Annotated in this window: 23 protein-coding genes; 11 read left to right on the forward strand and 12 right to left on the reverse strand. The window is 64.0% G+C overall.

Translation table 11 applies throughout. The features are described from left to right. Window positions 1-6: 6 nt before the first annotated feature. A complete protein-coding gene (gene recX / locus HU763_RS06100; protein ID WP_186689795.1) occupies window positions 7-477 on the forward strand; it encodes a recombination regulator RecX in 471 nt (156 codons plus the stop codon). Between the two features lie 120 nt (window positions 478-597). Here recX and HU763_RS06105 read toward each other — a convergent pair whose 3' ends face one another. After that, window positions 598-1716, reverse strand: coding sequence for an LOG family protein (locus HU763_RS06105; RefSeq protein WP_170028692.1), 1119 nt, complete (start codon window positions 1714-1716; stop codon window positions 598-600). Window positions 1717-1876: 160 nt separating this feature from the next. Between HU763_RS06105 and HU763_RS06110 the strand changes: the two genes are divergently transcribed. Further along, complete coding sequence (locus tag HU763_RS06110; protein ID WP_186689793.1) at window positions 1877-2086, forward strand: hypothetical protein; 210 nt, start codon at window positions 1877-1879, stop codon at window positions 2084-2086. A gap of 16 nt (window positions 2087-2102) precedes the next feature. Here the strand turns inward: HU763_RS06110 and HU763_RS06115 are convergent, their stop codons facing one another. Beyond that, on the reverse strand, window positions 2103-2522 hold the full coding sequence (locus tag HU763_RS06115) for a quorum-sensing-regulated virulence factor family protein (RefSeq protein ID WP_186679130.1): 420 nt from the start codon (window positions 2520-2522) through the stop codon (window positions 2103-2105). A gap of 219 nt (window positions 2523-2741) precedes the next feature. On the opposite strand from HU763_RS06115, the gene HU763_RS06120 reads away from it, so the two are divergent. The 3 genes from HU763_RS06120 to HU763_RS06130 all read left to right on the forward strand — a co-directional run bounded on the left by HU763_RS06120 (window position 2742) and on the right by HU763_RS06130 (window position 4619). Next, window positions 2742-3452, forward strand: a complete 711-nt coding sequence (locus tag HU763_RS06120) for a tRNA-uridine aminocarboxypropyltransferase (protein ID WP_186689791.1) — start codon at window positions 2742-2744, stop codon at window positions 3450-3452. A gap of 77 nt (window positions 3453-3529) precedes the next feature. After that, the gene (erdR, locus tag HU763_RS06125; RefSeq protein WP_016715442.1) at window positions 3530-4180 is read left to right on the forward strand and encodes a response regulator transcription factor ErdR; all 651 of its coding nucleotides are present in this window, start codon (window positions 3530-3532) and stop codon (window positions 4178-4180) included. Window positions 4181-4253: 73 nt separating this feature from the next. Next, a complete protein-coding gene (locus HU763_RS06130; protein WP_004375479.1) occupies window positions 4254-4619 on the forward strand; it encodes a diacylglycerol kinase in 366 nt (121 codons plus the stop codon). On the opposite strand, the gene finR is transcribed toward HU763_RS06130, so the two are convergent. After that, window positions 4616-5542: a LysR family transcriptional regulator FinR gene (finR, locus tag HU763_RS06135; RefSeq protein ID WP_170028696.1), complete on the reverse strand. Its 927-nt coding sequence runs from the start codon at window positions 5540-5542 to the stop codon at window positions 4616-4618. The two genes, HU763_RS06130 and finR, sit on opposite strands and share 4 nt — an antisense overlap. Window positions 5543-5662: 120 nt before the next feature. On the opposite strand from finR, the gene fpr reads away from it, so the two are divergent. Next, complete coding sequence (gene fpr, locus HU763_RS06140; RefSeq protein WP_023381933.1) at window positions 5663-6442, forward strand: ferredoxin-NADP reductase; 780 nt, start codon at window positions 5663-5665, stop codon at window positions 6440-6442. 87 nt (window positions 6443-6529) lie between these two features. Here the strand turns inward: fpr and HU763_RS06145 are convergent, their stop codons facing one another. Next, window positions 6530-7024 carry a SprT family zinc-dependent metalloprotease gene (locus HU763_RS06145; protein WP_170028697.1) on the reverse strand — a complete coding sequence of 165 codons (495 nt, stop codon included), beginning with the start codon at window positions 7022-7024 and terminating at the stop codon, window positions 6530-6532. 126 nt (window positions 7025-7150) lie between these two features. Then, window positions 7151-7750: a Yip1 family protein gene (locus tag HU763_RS06150; protein WP_003252385.1), complete on the reverse strand. Its 600-nt coding sequence runs from the start codon at window positions 7748-7750 to the stop codon at window positions 7151-7153. A gap of 262 nt (window positions 7751-8012) precedes the next feature. On the opposite strand from HU763_RS06150, the gene ttcA reads away from it, so the two are divergent. Together ttcA and HU763_RS06160 are read left to right on the forward strand one after the other, a co-directional pair. Then, on the forward strand, window positions 8013-8837 hold the full coding sequence (gene ttcA / locus HU763_RS06155; RefSeq protein WP_170028698.1) for a tRNA 2-thiocytidine(32) synthetase TtcA: 825 nt from the start codon (window positions 8013-8015) through the stop codon (window positions 8835-8837). Between the two features lie 4 nt (window positions 8838-8841). After that, window positions 8842-9513 carry a DNA-3-methyladenine glycosylase I gene (locus tag HU763_RS06160; protein ID WP_186689789.1) on the forward strand — a complete coding sequence of 224 codons (672 nt, stop codon included), beginning with the start codon at window positions 8842-8844 and terminating at the stop codon, window positions 9511-9513. Window positions 9514-9626: 113 nt separating this feature from the next. Here the strand turns inward: HU763_RS06160 and HU763_RS06165 are convergent, their stop codons facing one another. From HU763_RS06165 to arsC, 3 genes are read right to left on the reverse strand one after another with little or no spacing between them, the layout of a single operon-like run. Beyond that, window positions 9627-10040, reverse strand: coding sequence for a DUF2069 domain-containing protein (locus HU763_RS06165; RefSeq protein WP_186689787.1), 414 nt, complete (start codon window positions 10038-10040; stop codon window positions 9627-9629). Next, the gene (gene wrbA / locus HU763_RS06170; protein WP_186689785.1) at window positions 10033-10638 is read right to left on the reverse strand and encodes an NAD(P)H:quinone oxidoreductase; all 606 of its coding nucleotides are present in this window, start codon (window positions 10636-10638) and stop codon (window positions 10033-10035) included. Before wrbA ends, HU763_RS06165 begins: the two co-directional genes overlap by 8 nt. Next, entirely contained in the window at window positions 10635-10988 is a 354-nt protein-coding gene (gene arsC, locus HU763_RS06175) for an arsenate reductase (glutaredoxin) (RefSeq protein ID WP_186689783.1), read from the reverse strand. Before arsC ends, wrbA begins: the two co-directional genes overlap by 4 nt. Before the next feature lie 85 nt (window positions 10989-11073). Here arsC and HU763_RS06180 point away from each other — a divergent pair, with 85 nt between their 5' ends. Continuing rightward, complete coding sequence (locus HU763_RS06180; protein ID WP_170028703.1) at window positions 11074-11538, forward strand: TlpA disulfide reductase family protein; 465 nt, start codon at window positions 11074-11076, stop codon at window positions 11536-11538. Between the two features lie 172 nt (window positions 11539-11710). Here HU763_RS06180 and HU763_RS06185 read toward each other — a convergent pair whose 3' ends face one another. The 4 genes from HU763_RS06185 to HU763_RS06200 form a co-directional block, all read right to left on the reverse strand. Next, the gene (locus tag HU763_RS06185; protein ID WP_170028704.1) at window positions 11711-12115 is read right to left on the reverse strand and encodes an META domain-containing protein; all 405 of its coding nucleotides are present in this window, start codon (window positions 12113-12115) and stop codon (window positions 11711-11713) included. Beyond that, window positions 12112-12549 carry a hypothetical protein gene (locus HU763_RS06190; protein WP_013971353.1) on the reverse strand — a complete coding sequence of 146 codons (438 nt, stop codon included), beginning with the start codon at window positions 12547-12549 and terminating at the stop codon, window positions 12112-12114. The genes HU763_RS06185 and HU763_RS06190 overlap by 4 nt, the downstream gene beginning before the upstream one ends. A gap of 31 nt (window positions 12550-12580) precedes the next feature. Continuing rightward, window positions 12581-13570, reverse strand: a complete 990-nt coding sequence (locus HU763_RS06195) for a 2-hydroxyacid dehydrogenase (protein WP_186689781.1) — start codon at window positions 13568-13570, stop codon at window positions 12581-12583. Between the two features lie 317 nt (window positions 13571-13887). After that, window positions 13888-16644 (reverse strand): response regulator, encoded by a 2757-nt coding sequence (locus tag HU763_RS06200; protein ID WP_170028707.1) that lies wholly within the window; start codon window positions 16642-16644, stop codon window positions 13888-13890. A 193-nt stretch (window positions 16645-16837) separates the two neighbouring features. Here HU763_RS06200 and HU763_RS06205 point away from each other — a divergent pair, with 193 nt between their 5' ends. Both HU763_RS06205 and HU763_RS06210 read left to right on the forward strand, forming a co-directional pair. Then, entirely contained in the window at window positions 16838-17557 is a 720-nt protein-coding gene (locus tag HU763_RS06205; RefSeq protein ID WP_186689779.1) for a response regulator transcription factor, read from the forward strand. A 3-nt stretch (window positions 17558-17560) separates the two neighbouring features. Next, window positions 17561-18934: a sensor histidine kinase gene (locus HU763_RS06210; protein WP_186689777.1), complete on the forward strand. Its 1374-nt coding sequence runs from the start codon at window positions 17561-17563 to the stop codon at window positions 18932-18934. The last annotated feature ends 55 nt before the right edge of the window (window positions 18935-18989 follow it).

Genomic DNA, 18989 nt, shown 5'->3' on the forward strand with positions numbered 1-18989 from the left:
CCGAACATGTCCGCCGAACTCGACACCCCCGTCGCTATCCGGCGGACAGCCATGGACTTGCTCGCGCGACGTGAGCACGGTCGCGTCGAGCTGACGCGCAAATTGCGTCAGCGCGGCGCTTCGGATGAGCTGATCGAGCCCGAGCTTGATCGGCTTGCCGCAGAAGGGCTGCTCAGCGAAGCCCGCTACCTCGAAAGCTTCATCCGTTATCGTTCCGGCTCCGGCTATGGCCCTGCGCGAATTCGCGAGGAGCTGAGCCAGCGCGGTTTGGCGCGGGCGGACATCGAGCAGGGGCTGCGCGACAGCGGGGTAGAGTGGAGCGAGCGCATGCGTGAGGTGTGGCAGCGCAAGTTTGCCGGCCAGCGCCCCCACGACCCGCGTAGCCGTGCCCAGCAGACCCGGTTTCTGGCTTACCGGGGTTTCCCGATGGACATGATCGGCCGCCTGCTCAGTGGGCGTGATCTCGACGACTACTAAATGCAACAGCAGGCCGCTCCTGCAGGAATGGCGCCAGCCATAGGGCTTGCGCCGTTCCTGTAGGAGCGGCCTTGTGTCGCGACAGGGGGGCAGGGCGCCCCCAAGGCTAGCAACACGGTATCAACTGGCTTTCAACGCCTCCCGGGCCCGCTGTGTGGTATGCATGGGTTGCGGCTTGGCCCAGTTCTCCGGCAGGTTGATAAAGTCCACCAGTTCGCGCAGGCGACCCTGATCGCGGCCATTGAAGGCAAATGACAAACGGGTCAGGTGGCTGAAGTTGCCCACTTCGTGCTCGGCACTGCTGTCAGGCTGCTGGTGGTATTTGCCGCTCAGGCGCAAGTCGGCGAAGCCTTCCTGGATGTCATACAGCGCGGCTTCGCTGAGCGGGTGGTGCATGCGGATCACGAACTGGCTCTTCAACCAGCGGCTGGAGTGGTAGTTGCTGTAGAACTGGTTGATTTCCTCCACCGCCTCGTCGGCGCTGTGCACCAGGCGTAACAGCTTCAGGTCGCTGGGCAGGATGTAGCGGTTTTCTTCCAGCTGGCGGCTGACGAAGTCCAGGCAGTCGCGCCAGAAGCTGCCACCCGGTGAGTCCAGCAGTACCACTGGCACCAGCGGGCTTTTGCCGGTCTGGATCAGGGTCAGCACTTCCAGCGCTTCATCCAGGGTGCCGAAACCGCCTGGGCACAGCACCAGGGCATCGGCTTCCTTGACGAAGAACAGTTTGCGGATGAAGAAAAAGTGGAACGGCAGCAACTTGTCGGTGCCGTCCACCGTGGGGTTGGCGTGTTGCTCGAAGGGCAGGGTGATATTGAAGCCAAGGCTGTGATCGCTGCCAGCGCCTTCGTGGGCTGCCGCCATGATGCCGCCGCCGGCGCCAGTGATGACCATCAGGTCGGAGCGCGCCAACGTCGCGCCCAGTTCGCGGGCCAGGGCGTACATCGGGTGTTCCAGTGGGGTGCGTGCCGAGCCGAACACGGTTACCTTGCGCCGGTCCTTGTAGCGTTCCAGGGCGCGAAACGAGTGGTCCAGTTCCCGCAGGGCCTGCAGGGTGATCTTGGCACTCCAGCGGTCGGTGTCGTCATGGGCCATGCGCAGGATGGTCAGCATCATGTCGCGGTACAGCGGTAGGTTGGGGCTGTCCGGTGCCACCAGTTGCAATTGTGCGTCGATATTGCTCAGGTCGATGTTGTTGTCGCGGAAGTGACTGAACAGCAGTTCATTCGATTGGTAAGGCATGCAACGTCTCCTTCTGCACCAATACCTCTGACCTCAATCTAGACCCTTGCGATCGATCGTGCCGGGGTGTTTGATGCGCCCGCCCGTCGGCACGCAGCCACTGGCGATGCGGGTTTGGTTAACTGGTAAAGCGAAACGTGTCGATGCAGGAGGTGGCGGTATGCATCGCTTGATCATCGAGGTGGACCGGCAGCTGTATCAGCGGCTGGAAAAGGCGGCCCAGGTACACCACCTGAGCCTGGAGGCCGAGTGCCGACGCAGGCTGTCGGGGCTGGAGTGCCAGTCGCAGTATTTGCAGGCGCTGCTGGCAGAAATGCGCGCCGACGCCGCTGAAGGCCATTGGCGCGCCCGTGAAGACGAAAAGGCGTAGCGATTGCAGCTAATCGCTACTTCTTCTTGTTGCCAGCCACACAGCTGGCATTGTCGAAGGCCTGGTCCATGATCGGCTGGTTGGTCTTGTAGACCGTGAAGCGGTAGACCATGACCGCGCCTTTGGACATCAAATTGCGGAAACCGGTGTTGCGGCACACGCTGTCACCCAGCTGGCTACGAACCTGTTCCGGGTTGGCCTGCATGCGCTCGGCGTGGCTCTGGCGCACGCTCAGGTGGTTGATCAGCGCCTTGCCTTCCACGGTGTAACCCTGGTCGAGGATATCCTCGTTGATGGCCCGCGGGGTACCGACACTGCTCTCCTTGGCCACCTTCTGCAGCATGTTGTTCAAGTCGTAATCCTGCTTGGAGGCAGCGTGGGCGGCCAGGGGCAGGGCGAGCATCAGGCTCAGGACGGGGGCAATACGGCGCAGCATGAATCTCTCCTGGTTCGATGACTGGCGCTTTGACATGCGCGGGTCGACGGCGTTCCGTGAATATCGCGAAGGTGCGAGGTCAGGGCACGGTAAAACGCCGATTATAAGGACCGCCTTGCCAGCTGCACAGCAATTGCCCCCTGTTCTGGTAGACTGGCGGCCTTGTTTTCACCGAGCAACCCTTGTGTCCATTCCCAACCTGTCCAGAGGCCTGCCGGCATGAGCCATGCGGTAGCGCGTCTGCGCGCCGAACGCCTGGCGCGCAGCAACAAGCCCTTCATCGCCCGTGGCTCGCGTGCCGAACGTTGCCCGGATTGCCGGGTCATCGCCAGCCATTGCCTGTGCGCCTGGAAGCCACGGGTGCAGGCCGAATCCGGCGTGTGCCTGCTGATGCATGACACCGAACCGCTGAAACCCACCAATACCGGATGGCTGATCGCCGACCTGATCGAAGACACCTCCGCCTTCGGCTGGCTGCGCACTTCGGTCGACGAACGCTTGCTGGCCCTGTTGGACGACCCGCGCTGGCAACCCTATATCGTCTTTCCTGGCGAATTCGTTGCCCAGGAGCGGGTAGTCAGCGAGGTAGTGCGTGAGCCGGGCAAGCGCCCGTTGTTCATCCTGCTGGATGCCACCTGGACCGAAGCCCGCAAGATGTTCCGCAAAAGCCCGTATCTTGATCGCTTCCCGGTGTTGAGCCTGGCCGCCGAGCAGATGTCCCGCTACCGCCTGCGCCGCTCGCGGCGCGATGATCACTTCTGCACGGCGGAAGTGGCTGCCATGTGCCTCGACCTGGCCGGCGATAGCCAGGCCTCGCAGGCGCTGGACGCCTACCTGGACGTGTTCAGCCTGCATTACCTCAGTGGCAAGCGGCGCCTGCCGCTGGACGAGCAGGACGACACCCATCAGCGTTTGCATACCTTCCTATAGTCCAAGGGGCACAACCCCTGCTTTGGTTCATAATGAGCCTACCCGAGTGCCCGACACAGAACAGGATCCCTAGATCGATGGCCACTTATGAAATCCTGATTGCCGATGACCACCCGCTGTTCCGTGGTGCCCTGCGCCAGGCCGTTACCCTCGGCCTGGGCCCGGATGTGCGCCTGGTGGAGGTTGCCAGCATCGCCGAACTGGAAACCCGCCTGAGCGAAAAAGCCGACTGGGACCTGGTGCTGCTGGACCTGAACATGCCGGGTGCCTACGGTTTTTCCGGGCTGGTGCTGCTGCGTGGGCAATACCCGCAGATCCCGGTGGTGATGGTTTCGGCGCAGGAAGAGGCCGCCGTGGTGGTCAAGTCCCGCGAGTTCGGTGCCAGCGGCTTCATCCCCAAGTCGAGCACCCTGGAAGTGATCCAGGATGCGGTACGCAAGGTGCTCGACGGCGAAGTCTGGTGGCCGCCGCAGGCGTTCGAAAAGGTCGACGTCTCGGCCGAGGCCAAGGCCGCCAGCGAAGGCCTGGCCAGCCTCACGCCGCAGCAGTTCCGCGTGCTGACCATGGTCTGCGAAGGCTTGCTGAACAAGCAGATCGCCTATGAGCTGAATGTGTCGGAAGCAACCATCAAGGCCCACGTGACCGCAATCTTCCGTAAGCTTGGCGTGCGCACCCGCACCCAGGCCGCGTTGTTGCTGCAACAACTTGAATCGGTTGCCAGCAACTGACTGCGCATCGATTCACGCTTTTTTGACCCTTGCCGCTCTAGGCTGCTGGCCTTTCGGTTGTGAAGTGACTCACATGACATCGCCATTCAAGGGCCAGACCGGCCTCAAACGCATCTTCAACGCCGCTGGCTACTCGCTGGACGGCCTGCGCGCCGCCTTCAAGGGCGAGGCCGCGTTCCGTCAGCTGGTGCTGCTCAACGTGCTGCTGGTGCCGATTGCCTTCTGGCTGCCGGTCAGCCGTGCGGAGCGGGCGATCATGATTGCCGTATGCCTGTTGGGCTTGATCGTCGAGTTGTTCAACTCGGCAGTCGAGGCGGCCATCGACCGCATTTCGCTGGAGCGCCACCCGCTGTCGAAAAACGCCAAGGACATGGGCAGCGCCGCACAACTGGTGGCACTGACCATGGTGGCGCTGGTGTGGGGCGTGATCCTGCTTTAAGCGATCGGCGGCAGCACGATCTCGTCACTGCGGGTAAAGCCCGCGGTGAAGTTGCGGCACAGTTGGAGAAATTCGCGCATGGCCGAAGTCTGGTACTTCTGTTTGTGCCAGATGAAGTAGAACTGGCGGCTCAGGTCCAGCTCTGGGGTCTCCACCGCAACCAGGCTGCCGCGGCGGAAGGCGTCACGCAGGGCCAGGCGGGAAATGCAGCCGATACCCAGGCCTGACTCCACCGCGCGCTTGATGGCTTCGGTGTGCTCCAGTTCCAGGCGGATGTTGAGGCTGGTGCGCTGGTGGCGCATCGCCTGGTCGAAGGTCAGGCGCGTGCCGGAGCCTTGTTCGCGAAGGATCCAGGCCTCCTGGGACAATGTCTGCACATCGGCGCGGCCCAGTTTGGCCAGAGGATGCTGTGGCGCGCAGAACACCACCAGTTCGTCCTCGACCCAGGGTTGAACCTCCAGGTCGGGGTGGTTGCAGTCGCCTTCGATCAGACCTAGATCAATTTCGTAGTGCGCAACCTGTTGCACGATATGTGCGGTGTTCTGCACATGCAGCTTTACCTGGCTTTCCGGGTGTACCTGCATGAAGCTGCCGATCAGCAGGGTGGCCAGGTAGTTGCCGATGGTCAGCGTGGCGCCGACCGCCAGCGAGCCGAAACCGGACTTGCCATTGAGCAGGTCTTCGATTTCCTTGGCCTGGTCGAGCAGGGCGACGGCCTGCGGCAATAGTTGCTGGCCCAGGGCATTGAGGCTCAGGCGCTTGCCGGCGCGGTCGAACAGCTGGCAGCTGGACTGGCGCTCAAGTTCGGTGATCGAGGTGCTCGCGGCCGATTGCGACAACGCCAGCACGCTGGCGGCCCGGGAGACGCTCTGGTGCTGCGCCACGGCAACGAAGACCTGCAGTTGACGAAGTGTGAATCGCATATCGATATAACCGATAACACATATCTTGATAATCCAGTTAACAGATATTGTCGCTGCCCCTAAACTATCGCGCAACTGCGCGTATGCGCGCGCCGCGTCTTTCTTCAGGAGCCCCATTCGATGAGCAACATGAACCACGAACGTGTCCTCAGTGTGCACCACTGGAACGACACCCTGTTCAGCTTCAAGTGCACCCGCGACCCGGGCCTGCGCTTCGAGAACGGTCAGTTCGTGATGATTGGCCTGCAGCAGGACAACGGTCGTCCGCTCATGCGCGCCTATTCCATCGCTTCGCCGAACTGGGAAGAGCACCTGGAGTTCTTCAGCATCAAGGTGCCGGATGGCCCGCTGACCTCGCAGCTGCAGCACCTGAAGGAAGGCGACGAGATCATCATCAGCAAGAAGCCCACCGGCACCCTGGTCCTCGACGACCTGAACCCCGGCAAGCACCTGTACCTGCTGAGCACCGGCACTGGCCTGGCGCCGTTCATGAGCGTCATCCAGGACCCGGAAACCTACGAGCGCTTCGAGAAAGTGATCCTGGTGCACGGCGTGCGCTACGTGAACGAAGTGGCCTACCGCGAATTCATCACCGAGCACCTGCCGCAGAACGAGTTCTTCGGTGAGGCGGTACGCGACAAGCTGATCTACTACCCGACCGTGACCCGTGAGCCGTTCGAGAACCAGGGGCGCCTGACCGACCTGATGCGCAGCGGCAAGCTGTTCAGCGACATCGGCCTGCCTCCGATCAACCCGCAGGACGACCGCGCGATGATCTGCGGCAGCCCGAGCATGCTCGACGAGACCAGCGAAGTGCTGGACAGCTTCGGCCTGAAGATCTCCCCGCGCATGCGCGAGCCGGGTGATTACCTGATCGAGCGTGCCTTCGTCGAGAAGTAAGGCGTAGCCAGGTATAAAGAAGGCGACCGATGGGTCGCCTTTCTTATGCCTGGAATTCCTGTGCGTGCTGCTCCGGCGCTATCCACCCTATTCGACGCGCGTCTCGCCGCTGTACACCAGTATTCCCCGACACTGCTTGCACAGGTAGCGTCGCCCCTGGCGCACCAGCTTGTGCCGCTGCGCGGTGAACGGGAAATCGCTTTGCGGGCACGGGCAGCGGTAGATATAGCGGGTAGCCACGCGGCGCTGCACTTCATAGTTGTGGCAACGGTTGGGCGGCAATTCATACACGCCACGCATGATCAGCTGCCACTCCTCGCCATGGGCCTGGATGCGGTCACCGAACAGCTGGTGGGCCACCAGGTGTGCCACTTCATGGGCCACGGTCTGGCGCAGGAAGTCTTCCTGGTTCTCCCGATACAGTTGCAGGTTGAAGCGCAGCAGGTTTTCGTGCAGGTGGGCGACCCCGGCTTTTTGCCCGCGCAGCTTGAAGCTGACTTCCGGGCGCGGGAAGGTACGTTTGAAGAAGGTTTCGGCTTGCTGGTAACAGGTTTCGACGCGTTGTTTGAGCAGCTCGGGCATGGCGGGATGGTTCTCCTGGCCGAGCATTATGCCGCAACCCCGGGCCGCCTGCCGAGCCACCGGTCAGCGCACAGCCAGAGGCCGCCTTGCGGCGGCCCCTGGCGATGCCCCAGTGTTGGTCAAGTTCTAGTTGGTGTACACGGGCCCCACGCCCAGGCCCCAGATGATGACCGTGGCCGCCATGATGGCCACCAGCACCACAAGGCCCACCGCCAGCACCGAACTGGAGAACAGGAAGCCCTCGTCGGACGGTATGTTCATGAACGTGGGCAAACCCACATACAACAGATATACCGTGTAGCAGATGGCTGCGGTGCCGATCAGCATGCCCAGCCACAGGTGCGGATACAGCGCCGCCAGGCCACCGATGAACAACGGCGTGGCGGTGTAGGTGGCAAAGGCGATGCACTGTGCCATGGATGGGTTGGCATCGTAGGTGCGGGCCATCCAGTGGATGAATGCACCCATTACCGCCACCCCGGCGAGCATTGCCAGGTACGACATGATGCTCATCCAGATGGCGCTTTCCATGGTCAGCATCACCGCCGGTCGGTCACCGATCACCCAGCCGACCTGGGTGGTACCGATGAACGCCGAAACGGCGGGGATCGCAGCCAGGATCAGGGTGTGCGTCAGGTACATGTGGCTGATGGTTTCTTCTTCGCCACGAATCTCCCGCCATTCTTGGTCGGGATGGGTAAACAGCCCCACAACGTGATGAATCATGCCGATCACTCCTCTCAATGTTGCCAGACGCCCCCCAGATGGAGCGCAGCGGCCCCAGGCCCGAACACCGAAGCAAGCGGTAATGTGGCCCTATTTCGCAGTATAGGAAGCCGTTACCCACATAAATCGTGCTTTTTAGAGCAAATCGCGCTGTAGCGGTGGCTGCTGATTACCTTGAAGTCTTTATCGGGAATGCCTACAGCCCGGTCGCGTTTGTGCGTAAAATAGCCGGCTTTTGTCACACCTCGCGGATCCAAGCGCTATGGGCACCCTCTCGGTCAACCAGAACAAACTGCAAAAACGCCTGCGTCGTCTCGCCGGCGAAGCCATCACCGACTACAACATGATCGAGGATGGCGACAAGGTCATGGTCTGCCTGTCCGGCGGCAAGGACAGCTACACCATGCTCGACGTTCTGTTGCACCTGCAGAAGGTGGCACCGATCAAGTTCGAGATCGTCGCGGTGAACATGGACCAGAAGCAGCCGGGCTTCCCCGAGCATGTGCTGCCGGCCTACCTCAAGGCGCTGGGCGTCGAGTACCACATCGTCGAGAAGGACACCTACTCGGTGGTCAAGGAGCTGGTACCCGAGGGCAAGACCACCTGTTCGCTGTGCTCGCGCCTGCGCCGTGGCACCCTGTACACCTTCGCCGACGAAATCGGCGCGACCAAGATGGCGCTGGGGCACCATCGCGACGACATCGTCGAAACCTTCTTCCTCAACATGTTCTTCAACGGCGCGCTCAAGGGCATGCCGCCGAAGCTGCGTGCCGACGATGGCCGCAACGTGGTGATCCGCCCGCTGGCCTACTGCAGCGAGAAGGACATCCAGGCCTATTCGGACATGAAGGAATTCCCGATCATCCCGTGCAACCTGTGCGGCTCGCAGGAAAACCTGCAACGCCAGGTGGTCAAGGACATGCTGGTGGAGTGGGAGCGCAAGCACCCGGGCCGTACCGAGAGCATCTTCCGCGCCCTGCAGAACGTGGCACCGTCGCAGCTGGCCGACCGCAACCTGTTCGACTTCACCAGCCTGAAGATCGACGAAAACGCCACGCCGCGTTTCCTTGACGTGCTGAACATCTGAGCCCATGCGCGATTACCAGTGGCTGCACGCGTACTGCCTGAACCGCTTCGGCTCGGCCCAGGCCCTGGAGGCCTTCCTGCCGCAGCCGCGCACGCCGGCGCAACTGCGCGACATCAGCGATGACCGCTACCTGTCGACCCTGGCCCTGCGCGTGTTCCGCGCCGGGCTCAAGCACAGCCTGGTGGATGCCAAGTGGCCGGCATTCGAACAGGTGTTCTTCGGCTTCGACCCGGAGAAGGTGGTGCTGATGGGCGCCGAACACCTGGAGCGGCTGATGCAGGACGAGCGCATCATTCGCCACCTGGGCAAGCTCAAGAGTGTGCCGCGCAATGCACAGCTGGTGCTGGATATCGCCAAGGCGCACGGCAGCTTTGGCGCGTTCATCGCCGACTGGCCGGTGACCGATATCGTCGGGCTGTGGAAGTACCTGGCCAAGCACGGCAACCAGCTGGGCGGGTTATCGGCGCCGCGCTTCCTGCGCATGGTCGGCAAGGATACCTTCATCCCTACCGATGACATGGCGGCGGCGTTGATTGCGCAGAAGGTGATCGACAAGCCGCCGACCAGCCAGCGTGACCTGGCCCTGGTGCAGCAGGCGTTCAACCAGTGGCATGCCGAGAGTGGCCGGCCGCTGTGTCAGTTGTCGGTGATGCTGGCGCATACCGTCAATCATTGAGATCCCGGGGCTGCTTTGCAGCCCTTCGCGACACACGGCCGCTGCTACAGGAACAGGCGATCCCCTGTAGGGGCGGCATTGTGTCGCCAAAGGGCCGCAAAGCAGCCCTGAAATCAGCCGCCTTCGCCCGCCAGGCGCCGCTCATGCTGGAACTTCCAGCGCACATACAGCAACGCGGCGATGAACAGCCCCAGGCTCACCAGCACCTCGAGCCAGCCAAACACCGCCCGCGCCGGGTCGAACGCCGCCAGCACGCCCTTGATGAAGTAGATGTTCACCACGAAGCAGGTCCAGGCATGCGCCCGGGCTCTGCCTGCCAGCATGCCCGGCAGCAACAGCAGCAGCGGCACCAGTTCAATCGCCAGAATGACCTCGACCCGGGCCCCATGCAGGTTGGCGAACCCCAGGTTGTTCACCAGCAGCAGGGCGATCAGGCCGAAGAAGAACGCCAGGCTCAATGCCCGCGTCAGGCGCAGGCGCGGGGCCAGCCACTCCAGCGCTGGCAATACCTTGGGCTTTCTAGCCACGTGTGGCCTCCAGGGCCTTGGCGGTGCTCGCCAGGCGTTGGCCAAGGGCGCGGCACAGGGCGATCTCGTGGGCGTCCAGTTCGCGCTTGCCATCGGCCCCGGCATGGTGGCTGGCGCCATACGGCGTGCCGCCACCGCGGGTCTCGAGCAATGCCGACTCGCTGTATGGCAGGCCCATGACAAGCATGCCGTGGTGCATCAGCGGCAGCATCATCGACAGCAGGGTGGTTTCCTGGCCACCATGCAGGCTGGCGGTGGAAGTGAACACGCCCGCCGGCTTGCCGACCAGCTCACCGCCCAGCCACAGGCTGCTGGTGCCATCCAGGAAGTACTTGAGCGGCGCCGCCATGTTGCCGAAGCGGGTCGGGCTACCCAGTACCAGCCCGGCGCAGTGGCGCAGGTCGTCCAGGGTGGCGTACAGCGCGCCACTGGGCGGGATGTCCGGGGCTACCGCTTCGCATTCGGTGGAAATCGCCGGCACCGTGCGCAGGCGAGCCTCCAGGCCGGCCAGCTCGATGCCGCGGGCGATGTGCCTGGCCATCTCGCTGGTCGAGCCGTGGCGGCTGTAATACAGCACCAGGATATAGGGCGTGGTCACGGCAGGATCTCCAGCACTTTCTCCGGCGGGCGGCCGACCACGGCCTTGTCACCGGCGACCAGGATCGGCCGCTCGATCAGCTTGGGATGGCGGGCCATGGCCTCGATCAGTTGCGCATCGGTCAGCCCCGGGTCGGCCAGGTTCAGCTCCTTGTATTCGTCTTCGCCGGTACGCAGCAACTGGCGCGGGCCGATGCCCAGCTTGCCGAGCAAGGCCGCGAGGGTGGCCGCGTCAGGCGGGGTCTCGAGGTAGCGCACGATGGTCGGTGCCAGGCCGCGGGCTTCGAGCAGTTCCAGCGCGCCGCGGGATTTCGAGCAGCGCGGGTTATGATAGAGCGTCAGGTCGGTCATGTCGGGTCGCATCCAGCAGGGTGTGACGGCTATTCTAACCGCAGCGACTGACACATTTGCTTGAAAACTCGAGAAGGATTGACCCATGGCAAGGCGTCTGGCAGCAGTACTGGCCATCACCGCGAGCCTGTTGCTCGGTGGTTGCGGTGCCGATTATGGCGTGGACCAACACGGTAATACGGTTAAGGCCGAACAGCTCGACGGGCACTGGCTGGTGCTCAACTACTGGGCCGAGTGGTGCGGGCCGTGCCGTACCGAGATCCCTCAACTGAATGCGGCAGCCAAGCAATGGGCGGGCGACGGCATCAAGGTGGTGGGGGTGAATTTCGATGGCTTGCAGGGGCAGGACCTGAAGCAGGCGAGCGAAACCCTGGGCATCGATTTCACCGTGTTGGCCCAGGACCCGGCCGAGCGCTATGACCTGCCGCGCAGCGAGGCACTGCCGGTGACCTACATCATCGATGACAAGGGCAAGGTGCGTGAGCAGTTGATGGGCGAGCAGACCCTTGAAGGGCTGCAGGCCAGGATCAAGGCCCTGAAGGGCGCCTGATGCATTTTGCGGCTGCGTTGCAGCCCATCGCGACACAAGGCCGCTCCTACAGGAGATTGAGCTGCGTCCCAAGATGTTGGACATCTACCACCATTAGGGCGCAGCTCAGATCGCATCCCCCTGTAGGAGCGGCCTTGTGTCGCGATGGGCCGCAAAGCGGCCCCAGCAATTCTCAGCCTTCCTCAGGCCAGAAGCGCAATGGCTTGCCCTCGGCCGGCCAGAAGCGTATCTGCTCGATCGGCGACACGTCCCAGCGTTGCACGGTTTCCAGCGCCTGCAAGTAGCGTTTTTCCTGCTCCATCAAGGCCGGCGCGCACAGCTTGCGGGTCTTGCCGACCTTGCCGAAGCTCAGCTGCTGGCCTTCCAGCGTGTACGGCGCAAACCAATGGTTGCAACCGCCATTGCCGTAGGCCCGGCCATCGCTGGCCAGGGTCAGGGTCAAGTGGCTGTAATCGATCAGCGGCCGTTCGCCAATCCACTCCAGTACGTAGCTGCGCTCCTGCTGCAGCCTGGCAGGTTCAGCGGCGCAGCCCAGCAGGCCGGAGGCAATCAGCACGCCGGTCAGCAGATTCTTCACTCGGCGCTCTCCTGGCAACGCGGGCACAGGTGTTTCTCGCCACGGCTGGCCCAACCCAGCTCGGCGATACGTGCACTGGCGGCAGGTTGGCGGGCTTTCTTGCCCAGCTTGGCATCCACTGCAAACTCGAAGTCGAGCACGGCGTCGCAGCTGTCGCAGGCGACCTGCCAGGTGAGGATTTCCAGCTCGTTGAATACCGGGCCACTGGCGACGGCAACCCACTGACCGCGAGGGTTGATCAGGTGGCGCACGCTCTCCACGGTCAGGCGCATCGACAGGTCCTTGCTGCCCTTGAGGGTGACCAGCAGGGTATCGCCTTTGTGCATCGAGCCGCCGTTGCCGGTGACCTGATAACGGCCCGGCACCAGCGCGCGGCACTCGATCAAGGTGTGTTGCGGGTTGAAAAGGGTGTAGCGGAAATCGTGCTCGACCATGGGTCCTCCAGAAATGCCGCGTATCCTAGCACTAACCCATGACCAGATTCTGGGGTTTGCCTGCCGCCCAGCGGTTGATGTTGTCCAGCGTGGTGGCAGCGATGGCGTCCAGTGCCTCACGGGTAAGGAAGGCCTGGTGGGCGGTGACGATCACGTTGGGGAAGGTCAGCAGGCGGGCCAGCACGTCGTCCTGCAGCGGCAGGTCGGAACGGTCTTCGAAGAACAGCTGGGCCTCTTCTTCATAAACATCCAGGCCCAGGTAGCCGAGCTGGCCGCTCTTGAGCGCGTCGATCAGCGCCGGGGTGTCGACCAGCGCGCCGCGGCCGGTGTTGATCAGCATGGCACCGGGTTGCAGCTGGGCCAGGCTACGCGCATTGATCAGGTGCCGGGTGTGCTCGTTCAGCGGGCAGTGCAGGCTGATGATACGGGCTTCGCGCAGCAACTCGGGCAACGGCAGGTAGCGGGCGCCCAGGGCCAGCAGCTCCGGGTTGGGGTGGGGATCGTAGGCCAGCAGCTGGCAGCCGAAACCGGCCATGATGCGGGCGAACGCAGCGCCGATCTGGCCGGTACCGACCACGCCGACGGTCTTGCCGTGCAGGTCGAAGCCGGTCAGCCCGTGCAAGGTGAAATCACCTTCGCGGGTGCGGTTGTAGGCCCGGTGCAGGCGCCGGTTGAGCGCCAGGATCAGCGCGACGGCGTGTTCCGCCACGGCATGCGGCGAATAGGCCGGCACCCGCACCACGGTCAGGCCCAGGCGCTGGGCGCTGGCCAGGTCGACATGGTTGTAGCCGGCCGAGCGCAGGGCGATCAGGCGCGTGCCGCCGGTGACCAGGCGCTGCAGCACCGGGGCGTCGAGTTCGTCGTTGATGAAGGCGCAGACCACCTCGTAGCCATCGGCCAGCGCAGCAGTGTCGAGGGTCAGGCGGGCGGGCTGGAAATGCAGGTCCAGGGTGGTGCCGTTGGCGGCCCGGGTGAAGCTTTCCTGGTCGTAGTGCTGGCTGCTGAACAACAGGGCGCGCATGGTGGGCTTCCTTTGTGGTGAATGTCTTGGGCTAGCGGCTGCATTTGAGATCGAGCGCCGCCCGCGCGGCGCATCGCGAGCTGCGCTCGCTCCTACGTTTGCTTCGGGCCAGTAACGCCTGTGACAGGCGCGCGCGACCGCCTGGTTCATGCGACACGACATCTCGTCATGCGCCAAAGCGTTCGCGCGCCAATCCCACAGGCATGATTGGCCCGAAACAAACGTAGGAGCGAGCGCAGCTCGCGATGCGCCGCGCGGGCGGCGCTCGATCTCACCCACATCGCCTATCTCAACCCAGCCCGGAGGCGCTCAGGCGCTCAGGCGCTCAACCGGGCTTGAGCGGCCAGACGGTTGATGGCCGCATCCAGCTCGTCCAGTGCCTGCTGCGCCTGCGGGTGCTCCTGCTTGAGCAGGGTCTCGCTGCGCTGGCAGGCGGCACGCAGCTGCGGTACACCGCAATAGCGTGAGGCGCCGTTCAAGCGGTGCACCTGCTCTATCAGCGTGGTGCGGTCGTCGGCCTCGCGGGCGGCACGTATGGCTTCGCGGTCGGTGTCCAGCGAGGCCAGCAGCATGCTCAGCATGTCCGCCGCCAGGTCTGCCTTGCCGGCCGCCAGGCGCAGGCCTTCCTCGGGGTCGAGCACTTGCAGTTCGTCACCGCCGGCCAGTTGTTCGACCAGGCGCTCCTGCTGAGGCACGCCCAGGCTCAGCCCGGTCCATTTCATCACCACCTGGGCCAGCTGTCGTTCGCTGATCGGTTTGGTCAGGTAGTCGTCCATCCCACCGTGCAGCAGCGCGCGTTTCTCGTTGGCCATGGCGTGGGCGGTGAGGGCGACGATCGGTAGCGGGTTGCCACTCTGGGTGTTTTCCCACAGGCGGATCTGTTCGGTGCAGGCGCGGCCGTCCATGCCGGGCATCTGCACGTCCATCAGCACCAGGTCGAAGGGCTCGCTCTGCACTGCCTGCAGCGCGGCATAGCCGTTGTCGACGGCCAGCACCTCGGCTCCCAGGTCTTCGAGCAGGGTCTGCACCAGAAGCAGGTTGGCCGGATTGTCGTCGACACACAGGATCTTCGGCTGGCGCTGGCCGTTGACGCTGGTTGCCTCGCCGTGCGTGCGGCGCGGTTGCACCAGCTCCAGCAACAGGCGCCGCAGCTTGCGGGTGCAGGTCGGCTTGGACAGCAGCTGGCCATGACCATTGGGCAGGTAGGGATGATACAGCGCCTGCTCGGTAGTCGGGCACAGCACCACGCACTGGCAATGGTAACGTTCCAGCTGCTGGTGGTAATGGCCCAGTTGTTCGGGCGACAGGTTGCCCAGGTTGGCCCCGAGCACGGCGAACTCGAACGGCTGGCCGGCCTGGCTGGCGGCCTGCACAGCCTGCAGCAACTGGTCGTAGGAGGTGAACAGGCTGACGCTGAGGCCGCAGTCTTCCAGCTGATGCTCCAGCGCCTGGCGGGCCAGTTCGTGGCCATCGACAATCGCCGCGCGGCGGCCCAGCAGTGGTTGCAGTGGCTGCTCCTGGAGGTCGTCGTGGGCCTTGGGCAGGTTGAGGCTGATCCAGAATTGCGAACCCTCGCCCGGGGTACTGTCAACGCCGATTTCGCCGCCCATCTGCTCGATCAGGCGCTTGGAAATCACCAGGCCCAGGCCGGTGCCGCCGGGCTGGCGCGCCAGCGAGTTGTCGGCCTGGCTGAACGCCTGGAACAGCGTGCGCACATCCTGCGGCGACAGGCCGATACCGGTGTCCTGCACACTGATGCGCAACTGCGCGCTGTCTTCATGCTCGTCATCGAGCATGGCGCGCACGACGATGGTGCCTTCGCGGGTGAACTTGATGGCGTTGCTGACCAGGTTGGTGAGGATCTGCTTGAGCCGCAGCGGGTCGCCGATCAGCGACGACGGCGTGTCGCGGTAGATCAGGCTGAGCAGCTCCAGCTGCTTGGCGTGGGCGGCCGGGGCGAGGATGGTCAGGGTATCCTGGATCAGGTCCCGCAGGTTGAACGGGATGCTGTCGAGCACCAGCTTGCCCGCCTCGATCTTCGAGAAGTCGAGGATCTCGTTGATGATCCCCAGCAGGTTGTCGGCGGACTTCTCGATGGTGCTGAGGTAGTCCAGCTGGCGCGGCGTCATTTCGCTTTTCTGCAGCAGGTGGGTAAAACCAAGGATGCCGTTGAGCGGGGTGCGGATTTCATGGCTCATGTTGGCCAGGAATTCCGACTTGATGCGGCTGGCCTCCAGGGCCTCCTTGCGCGCCATGTCCAGCTCGATGTTCTGGATCTCGATGGTTTCCAGGTTCTGGCGCACGTCCTCGGTCGCCTGGTCGATGCTGTGCTGCAGTTCTTCGTGGGCGTTGTGCAGGGTTTCGGCCATGCGGTTGATACCGCGCGCCAGTTCGTCCAGCTCATGGCTGCCGAGGGCCGGCAGGCGCTCTTCCAGGTGGCCGTCCTTGAGCTGGTTGACCGCGTGCTTGATCCGTTCGATGGGGTCGTTGATGGTGCGGCTCATGCGCAAGGCCAGCAAGCCGCTGAGCACCAGGCAGGCGAGGATCAGCAACAGGCTGGTGAACAGGTTGCGGTAGCCGCGCAGTAGCGTGCCGTCGTGGGACAGCTCGATCTCGACCCAGCCCAGCAGGCGTTCGGCTTCGGCCGGCACGGCTTCGGTGGCCAGGTCGCGGTGGTGGCCAAACACCGGCATCAGGTAGCGCGTGGCGTCATTGCCGCTGCGCTGCAGCAGCTGCATGCCGGTACCGCCGCTTGGCGGCTGGTTGAGCATGCTCGGGCCAGCGTGAGCCAGGCGTGTGCGGTCCGGGGCGAGGAAGGTGACGGCGCGCACATCGGCCTGCTCCAGGGTTTGCGCGGCAATGCGCTCCAGTTGCGCCGGTGCCAGCTTGGCCATGGCGGGCGCGGCCAGTGGCGCCAGCTGCTCGGCAATCATCTTGCCGCGTTGCAGCAACTGGGTGCGCAGGTCATTTTGCTGCAGCCAGGTGAAATAACTGCCCAGCACCAGGGCCATCAGGCCGGCCGGCAACAACGCCAGCAGCAGGACCCGGCTGCGAATTCCCAAGCGATCGAGCACACTCGCCTCCTGTCATGTGCCTGGACGCCGTCAAGCGAGGACGGCCAAGGCGGGAAGTTACTCCGCCCGCCGTGCTATTGCACCTGTTTAGTACGTGTTTTGCACCCGTGGCGGCGTATTGCGGGCGGGGCGGTTGCCCGGCAGGCGCAGGATGCCCAATAATTGCGCAATTGAGAATGCATGACAGTTGCCAATGAATCCTGAAGTTGTTCACAACTCCAATATCCTCGCCATCGAGGATGACCCGGTCCTGGGTGCCTATCTGCACGAACAGCTGCAGCGCGGCGGCTACCAGGTGACCTGGTGCCGCAATGGCCTGGAGGGCCTGGAAACAGCAGGGCGCCGCGCCTTCGATGTGGTGCTGATGGACATCCTGCTACCCGGGCTCAACGGCCTGGATGCCCTGGCGCAGTTGCGCCAACGCAGCACCACGCCGGTGATCCTGATGTCGGCACTGGGTGCCGAGGCCGACCGCATCAACGGTTTCCAGCGTGGTGCCGATGATTACCTGCCCAAGCCGTTCAGCATCGCCGAACTGCGCGTGCGCATCGAGGCGATCCTGCGCCGGGTCGCCCTCGAACGTCGCCACCGCGCCCCGCAGGCGCAGCCCGTCAGCGGTGGATTGCACTACGACGAGGGCCTGTGCGATGTACGCCTGGACGGCCGCCTGGCCGGCCTCACCCCCAGCGAATATCGTCTGCTCGATATCCTCAACCGCAACCCGGACGAGGTGCTGAGCAAGCCGTTCCTGTACCAGCAGGTATTGCAACGGGGCTATTCACGGCATGATCGCAGCCTGGACATGCATGTCAGCCAGATCCGTCGCAAGCTCAAGGCCATCGGTTATCACGCCCGGCAGGTGCGTACCGTGTGGGGCAAGGGCTACGTGCTCAGCGCCAGAGAGCTGGAGTGACCCATGCTCGACCGTCACTCGTTGTTCTGGAAGCTGGCCATCCTGCTGGTGGGCTTCTGCCTGCTGATGATCGGCCTCAGCTACACCTGGGGCCGGCACATGGAAACCCAGGACGCCTTTCTTTCGGTGCCGGCGCGGCAGGTGTTGCAGGGCTATGCCAGCGAGGCCGAGCAGGCCTGGCGCAGCGGCGGGCGGGCAGGGCTGGACCGCTGGCTGGCGGCGATGCGCCAGCGCGAACACGGTTGGGTTGGCGTGTTCGACCTCAACCTGCGGCCACTCGACAGCGCCAGCCTCGACCCGCAGACCATGCAACGCTTGACCCGCCTGCGCGGTGTCGACTGGCCGATGAGTCAGCGCACCGTGGGGCAGCCGTGGCTGCGCATACCGTTTCCGGGGGCAGCGGAGCAGGGCCTGCTGGTGATCGAACTGCCGCAGCGCTTCAACCCCGGCCAGCACCGGCTGTTATGGCGGGTCGTCACCAACGGCATCATCCCTGGCCTGTTCACCCTGCTGCTGTGCGTGGGGCTTTACCGCATGCTGATCGTGCCGTTGAACCAGTTGCGCGAGCAGGCCAACGCCTGGCGCGCCGACCAGCTGTCGGCGCGCCTCGACTCACGTACCATCGCCCGCCACGACGAACTGGGCGAGCTGGCCCGCGCCTTCGACCAGATGGCCGAGCGCTTGCAGGGGACGGTGGCGATGCAACAGCAGTTGCTACGCGACCTGTCCCACGAAATGCGTACGCCGCTCAGCCGGCTGCGCGTGGCCTGCGAGAGCGAAACCGACCTGCCACGCCTGCGTGAACGCTTGTCACGGGAGCTGGGCTGCATGCAGCAGCTGGTCGAAGATACCCTGCAACTGGCCTGGCAGGATGCCGAGCGCGCGCCGATGAACCTGGAGCCGATCGAGGTCCATGCCCTGTGGGAGTTGCTGGCCGAGAACGCCAGTTACGAGAGCGGCTGGTCGCTCGCGCGGTTGCGCTGCGAGGTGCCGGCCGGCTGCTGGGTGCTGGGCAACCTCAATCATCTGGCCCAGGCGCTGGAGAACCTGTTGCGCAATGCCATTCGGCATTCACCGGCCGAGGGTGTGGTGCGCTTGGGCGGGCAGCGTGACGGCAGCTATTGGCGGCTGTGGCTGGAGGATGAAGGTGGCGGCGTAGGTGAAGACGACCTGGAGCGAATCTTTGCGCCGTTCTCTCGGCTGGACGGCTCACGGCCTGGGGATGGGGGCTTCGGCCTGGGGTTGAGCATCGCCCGCAGTGCAATTCAGCGCCAGGGCGGGACCTTGTGGGCGGAGAATGGCAAACGCGGGCTGCGGTTGTGTATGCGCTTGCCGTTACATGCAGCGGTGACCCAACAGCCAGCGCCTTCCCTGTAGCAGCGGCCTTGTGTCGCGATGGGGCGCGCAGCGGCCCCGGCAATTCAAGCGGCGA

The sequence above is a fragment of the Pseudomonas anuradhapurensis genome (assembly GCF_014269225.2).
GTDB classification, from domain to species: Bacteria; Pseudomonadota; Gammaproteobacteria; order Pseudomonadales; family Pseudomonadaceae; genus Aquipseudomonas; species Aquipseudomonas anuradhapurensis.

Coding starts and splice junctions, on each gene's coding strand:
- ttcA (WP_170028698.1), top strand. CDS start 8,013: ATGGGCACCCTCTCGGTCAACCAGAACAAACTGCAAAAACGCCTGCGT.
- HU763_RS06150 (WP_003252385.1), bottom strand. CDS start 7,750: ATGATTCATCACGTTGTGGGGCTGTTTACCCATCCCGACCAAGAATGG.
- HU763_RS06120 (WP_186689791.1), top strand. CDS start 2,742: ATGAGCCATGCGGTAGCGCGTCTGCGCGCCGAACGCCTGGCGCGCAGC.
- recX (WP_186689795.1), top strand. CDS start 7: ATGTCCGCCGAACTCGACACCCCCGTCGCTATCCGGCGGACAGCCATG.
- HU763_RS06105 (WP_170028692.1), bottom strand. CDS start 1,716: ATGCCTTACCAATCGAATGAACTGCTGTTCAGTCACTTCCGCGACAAC.
- erdR (WP_016715442.1), top strand. CDS start 3,530: ATGGCCACTTATGAAATCCTGATTGCCGATGACCACCCGCTGTTCCGT.
- HU763_RS06210 (WP_186689777.1), top strand. CDS start 17,561: ATGCTCGACCGTCACTCGTTGTTCTGGAAGCTGGCCATCCTGCTGGTG.
- HU763_RS06130 (WP_004375479.1), top strand. CDS start 4,254: ATGACATCGCCATTCAAGGGCCAGACCGGCCTCAAACGCATCTTCAAC.
- HU763_RS06180 (WP_170028703.1), top strand. CDS start 11,074: ATGGCAAGGCGTCTGGCAGCAGTACTGGCCATCACCGCGAGCCTGTTG.
- HU763_RS06110 (WP_186689793.1), top strand. CDS start 1,877: ATGCATCGCTTGATCATCGAGGTGGACCGGCAGCTGTATCAGCGGCTG.
- HU763_RS06115 (WP_186679130.1), bottom strand. CDS start 2,522: ATGCTGCGCCGTATTGCCCCCGTCCTGAGCCTGATGCTCGCCCTGCCC.
- fpr (WP_023381933.1), top strand. CDS start 5,663: ATGAGCAACATGAACCACGAACGTGTCCTCAGTGTGCACCACTGGAAC.
- HU763_RS06145 (WP_170028697.1), bottom strand. CDS start 7,024: ATGCCCGAGCTGCTCAAACAACGCGTCGAAACCTGTTACCAGCAAGCC.
- HU763_RS06190 (WP_013971353.1), bottom strand. CDS start 12,549: ATGGTCGAGCACGATTTCCGCTACACCCTTTTCAACCCGCAACACACC.
- HU763_RS06195 (WP_186689781.1), bottom strand. CDS start 13,570: ATGCGCGCCCTGTTGTTCAGCAGCCAGCACTACGACCAGGAAAGCTTC.
- HU763_RS06160 (WP_186689789.1), top strand. CDS start 8,842: ATGCGCGATTACCAGTGGCTGCACGCGTACTGCCTGAACCGCTTCGGC.
- HU763_RS06205 (WP_186689779.1), top strand. CDS start 16,838: ATGAATCCTGAAGTTGTTCACAACTCCAATATCCTCGCCATCGAGGAT.
- finR (WP_170028696.1), bottom strand. CDS start 5,542: ATGCGATTCACACTTCGTCAACTGCAGGTCTTCGTTGCCGTGGCGCAG.
- arsC (WP_186689783.1), bottom strand. CDS start 10,988: ATGACCGACCTGACGCTCTATCATAACCCGCGCTGCTCGAAATCCCGC.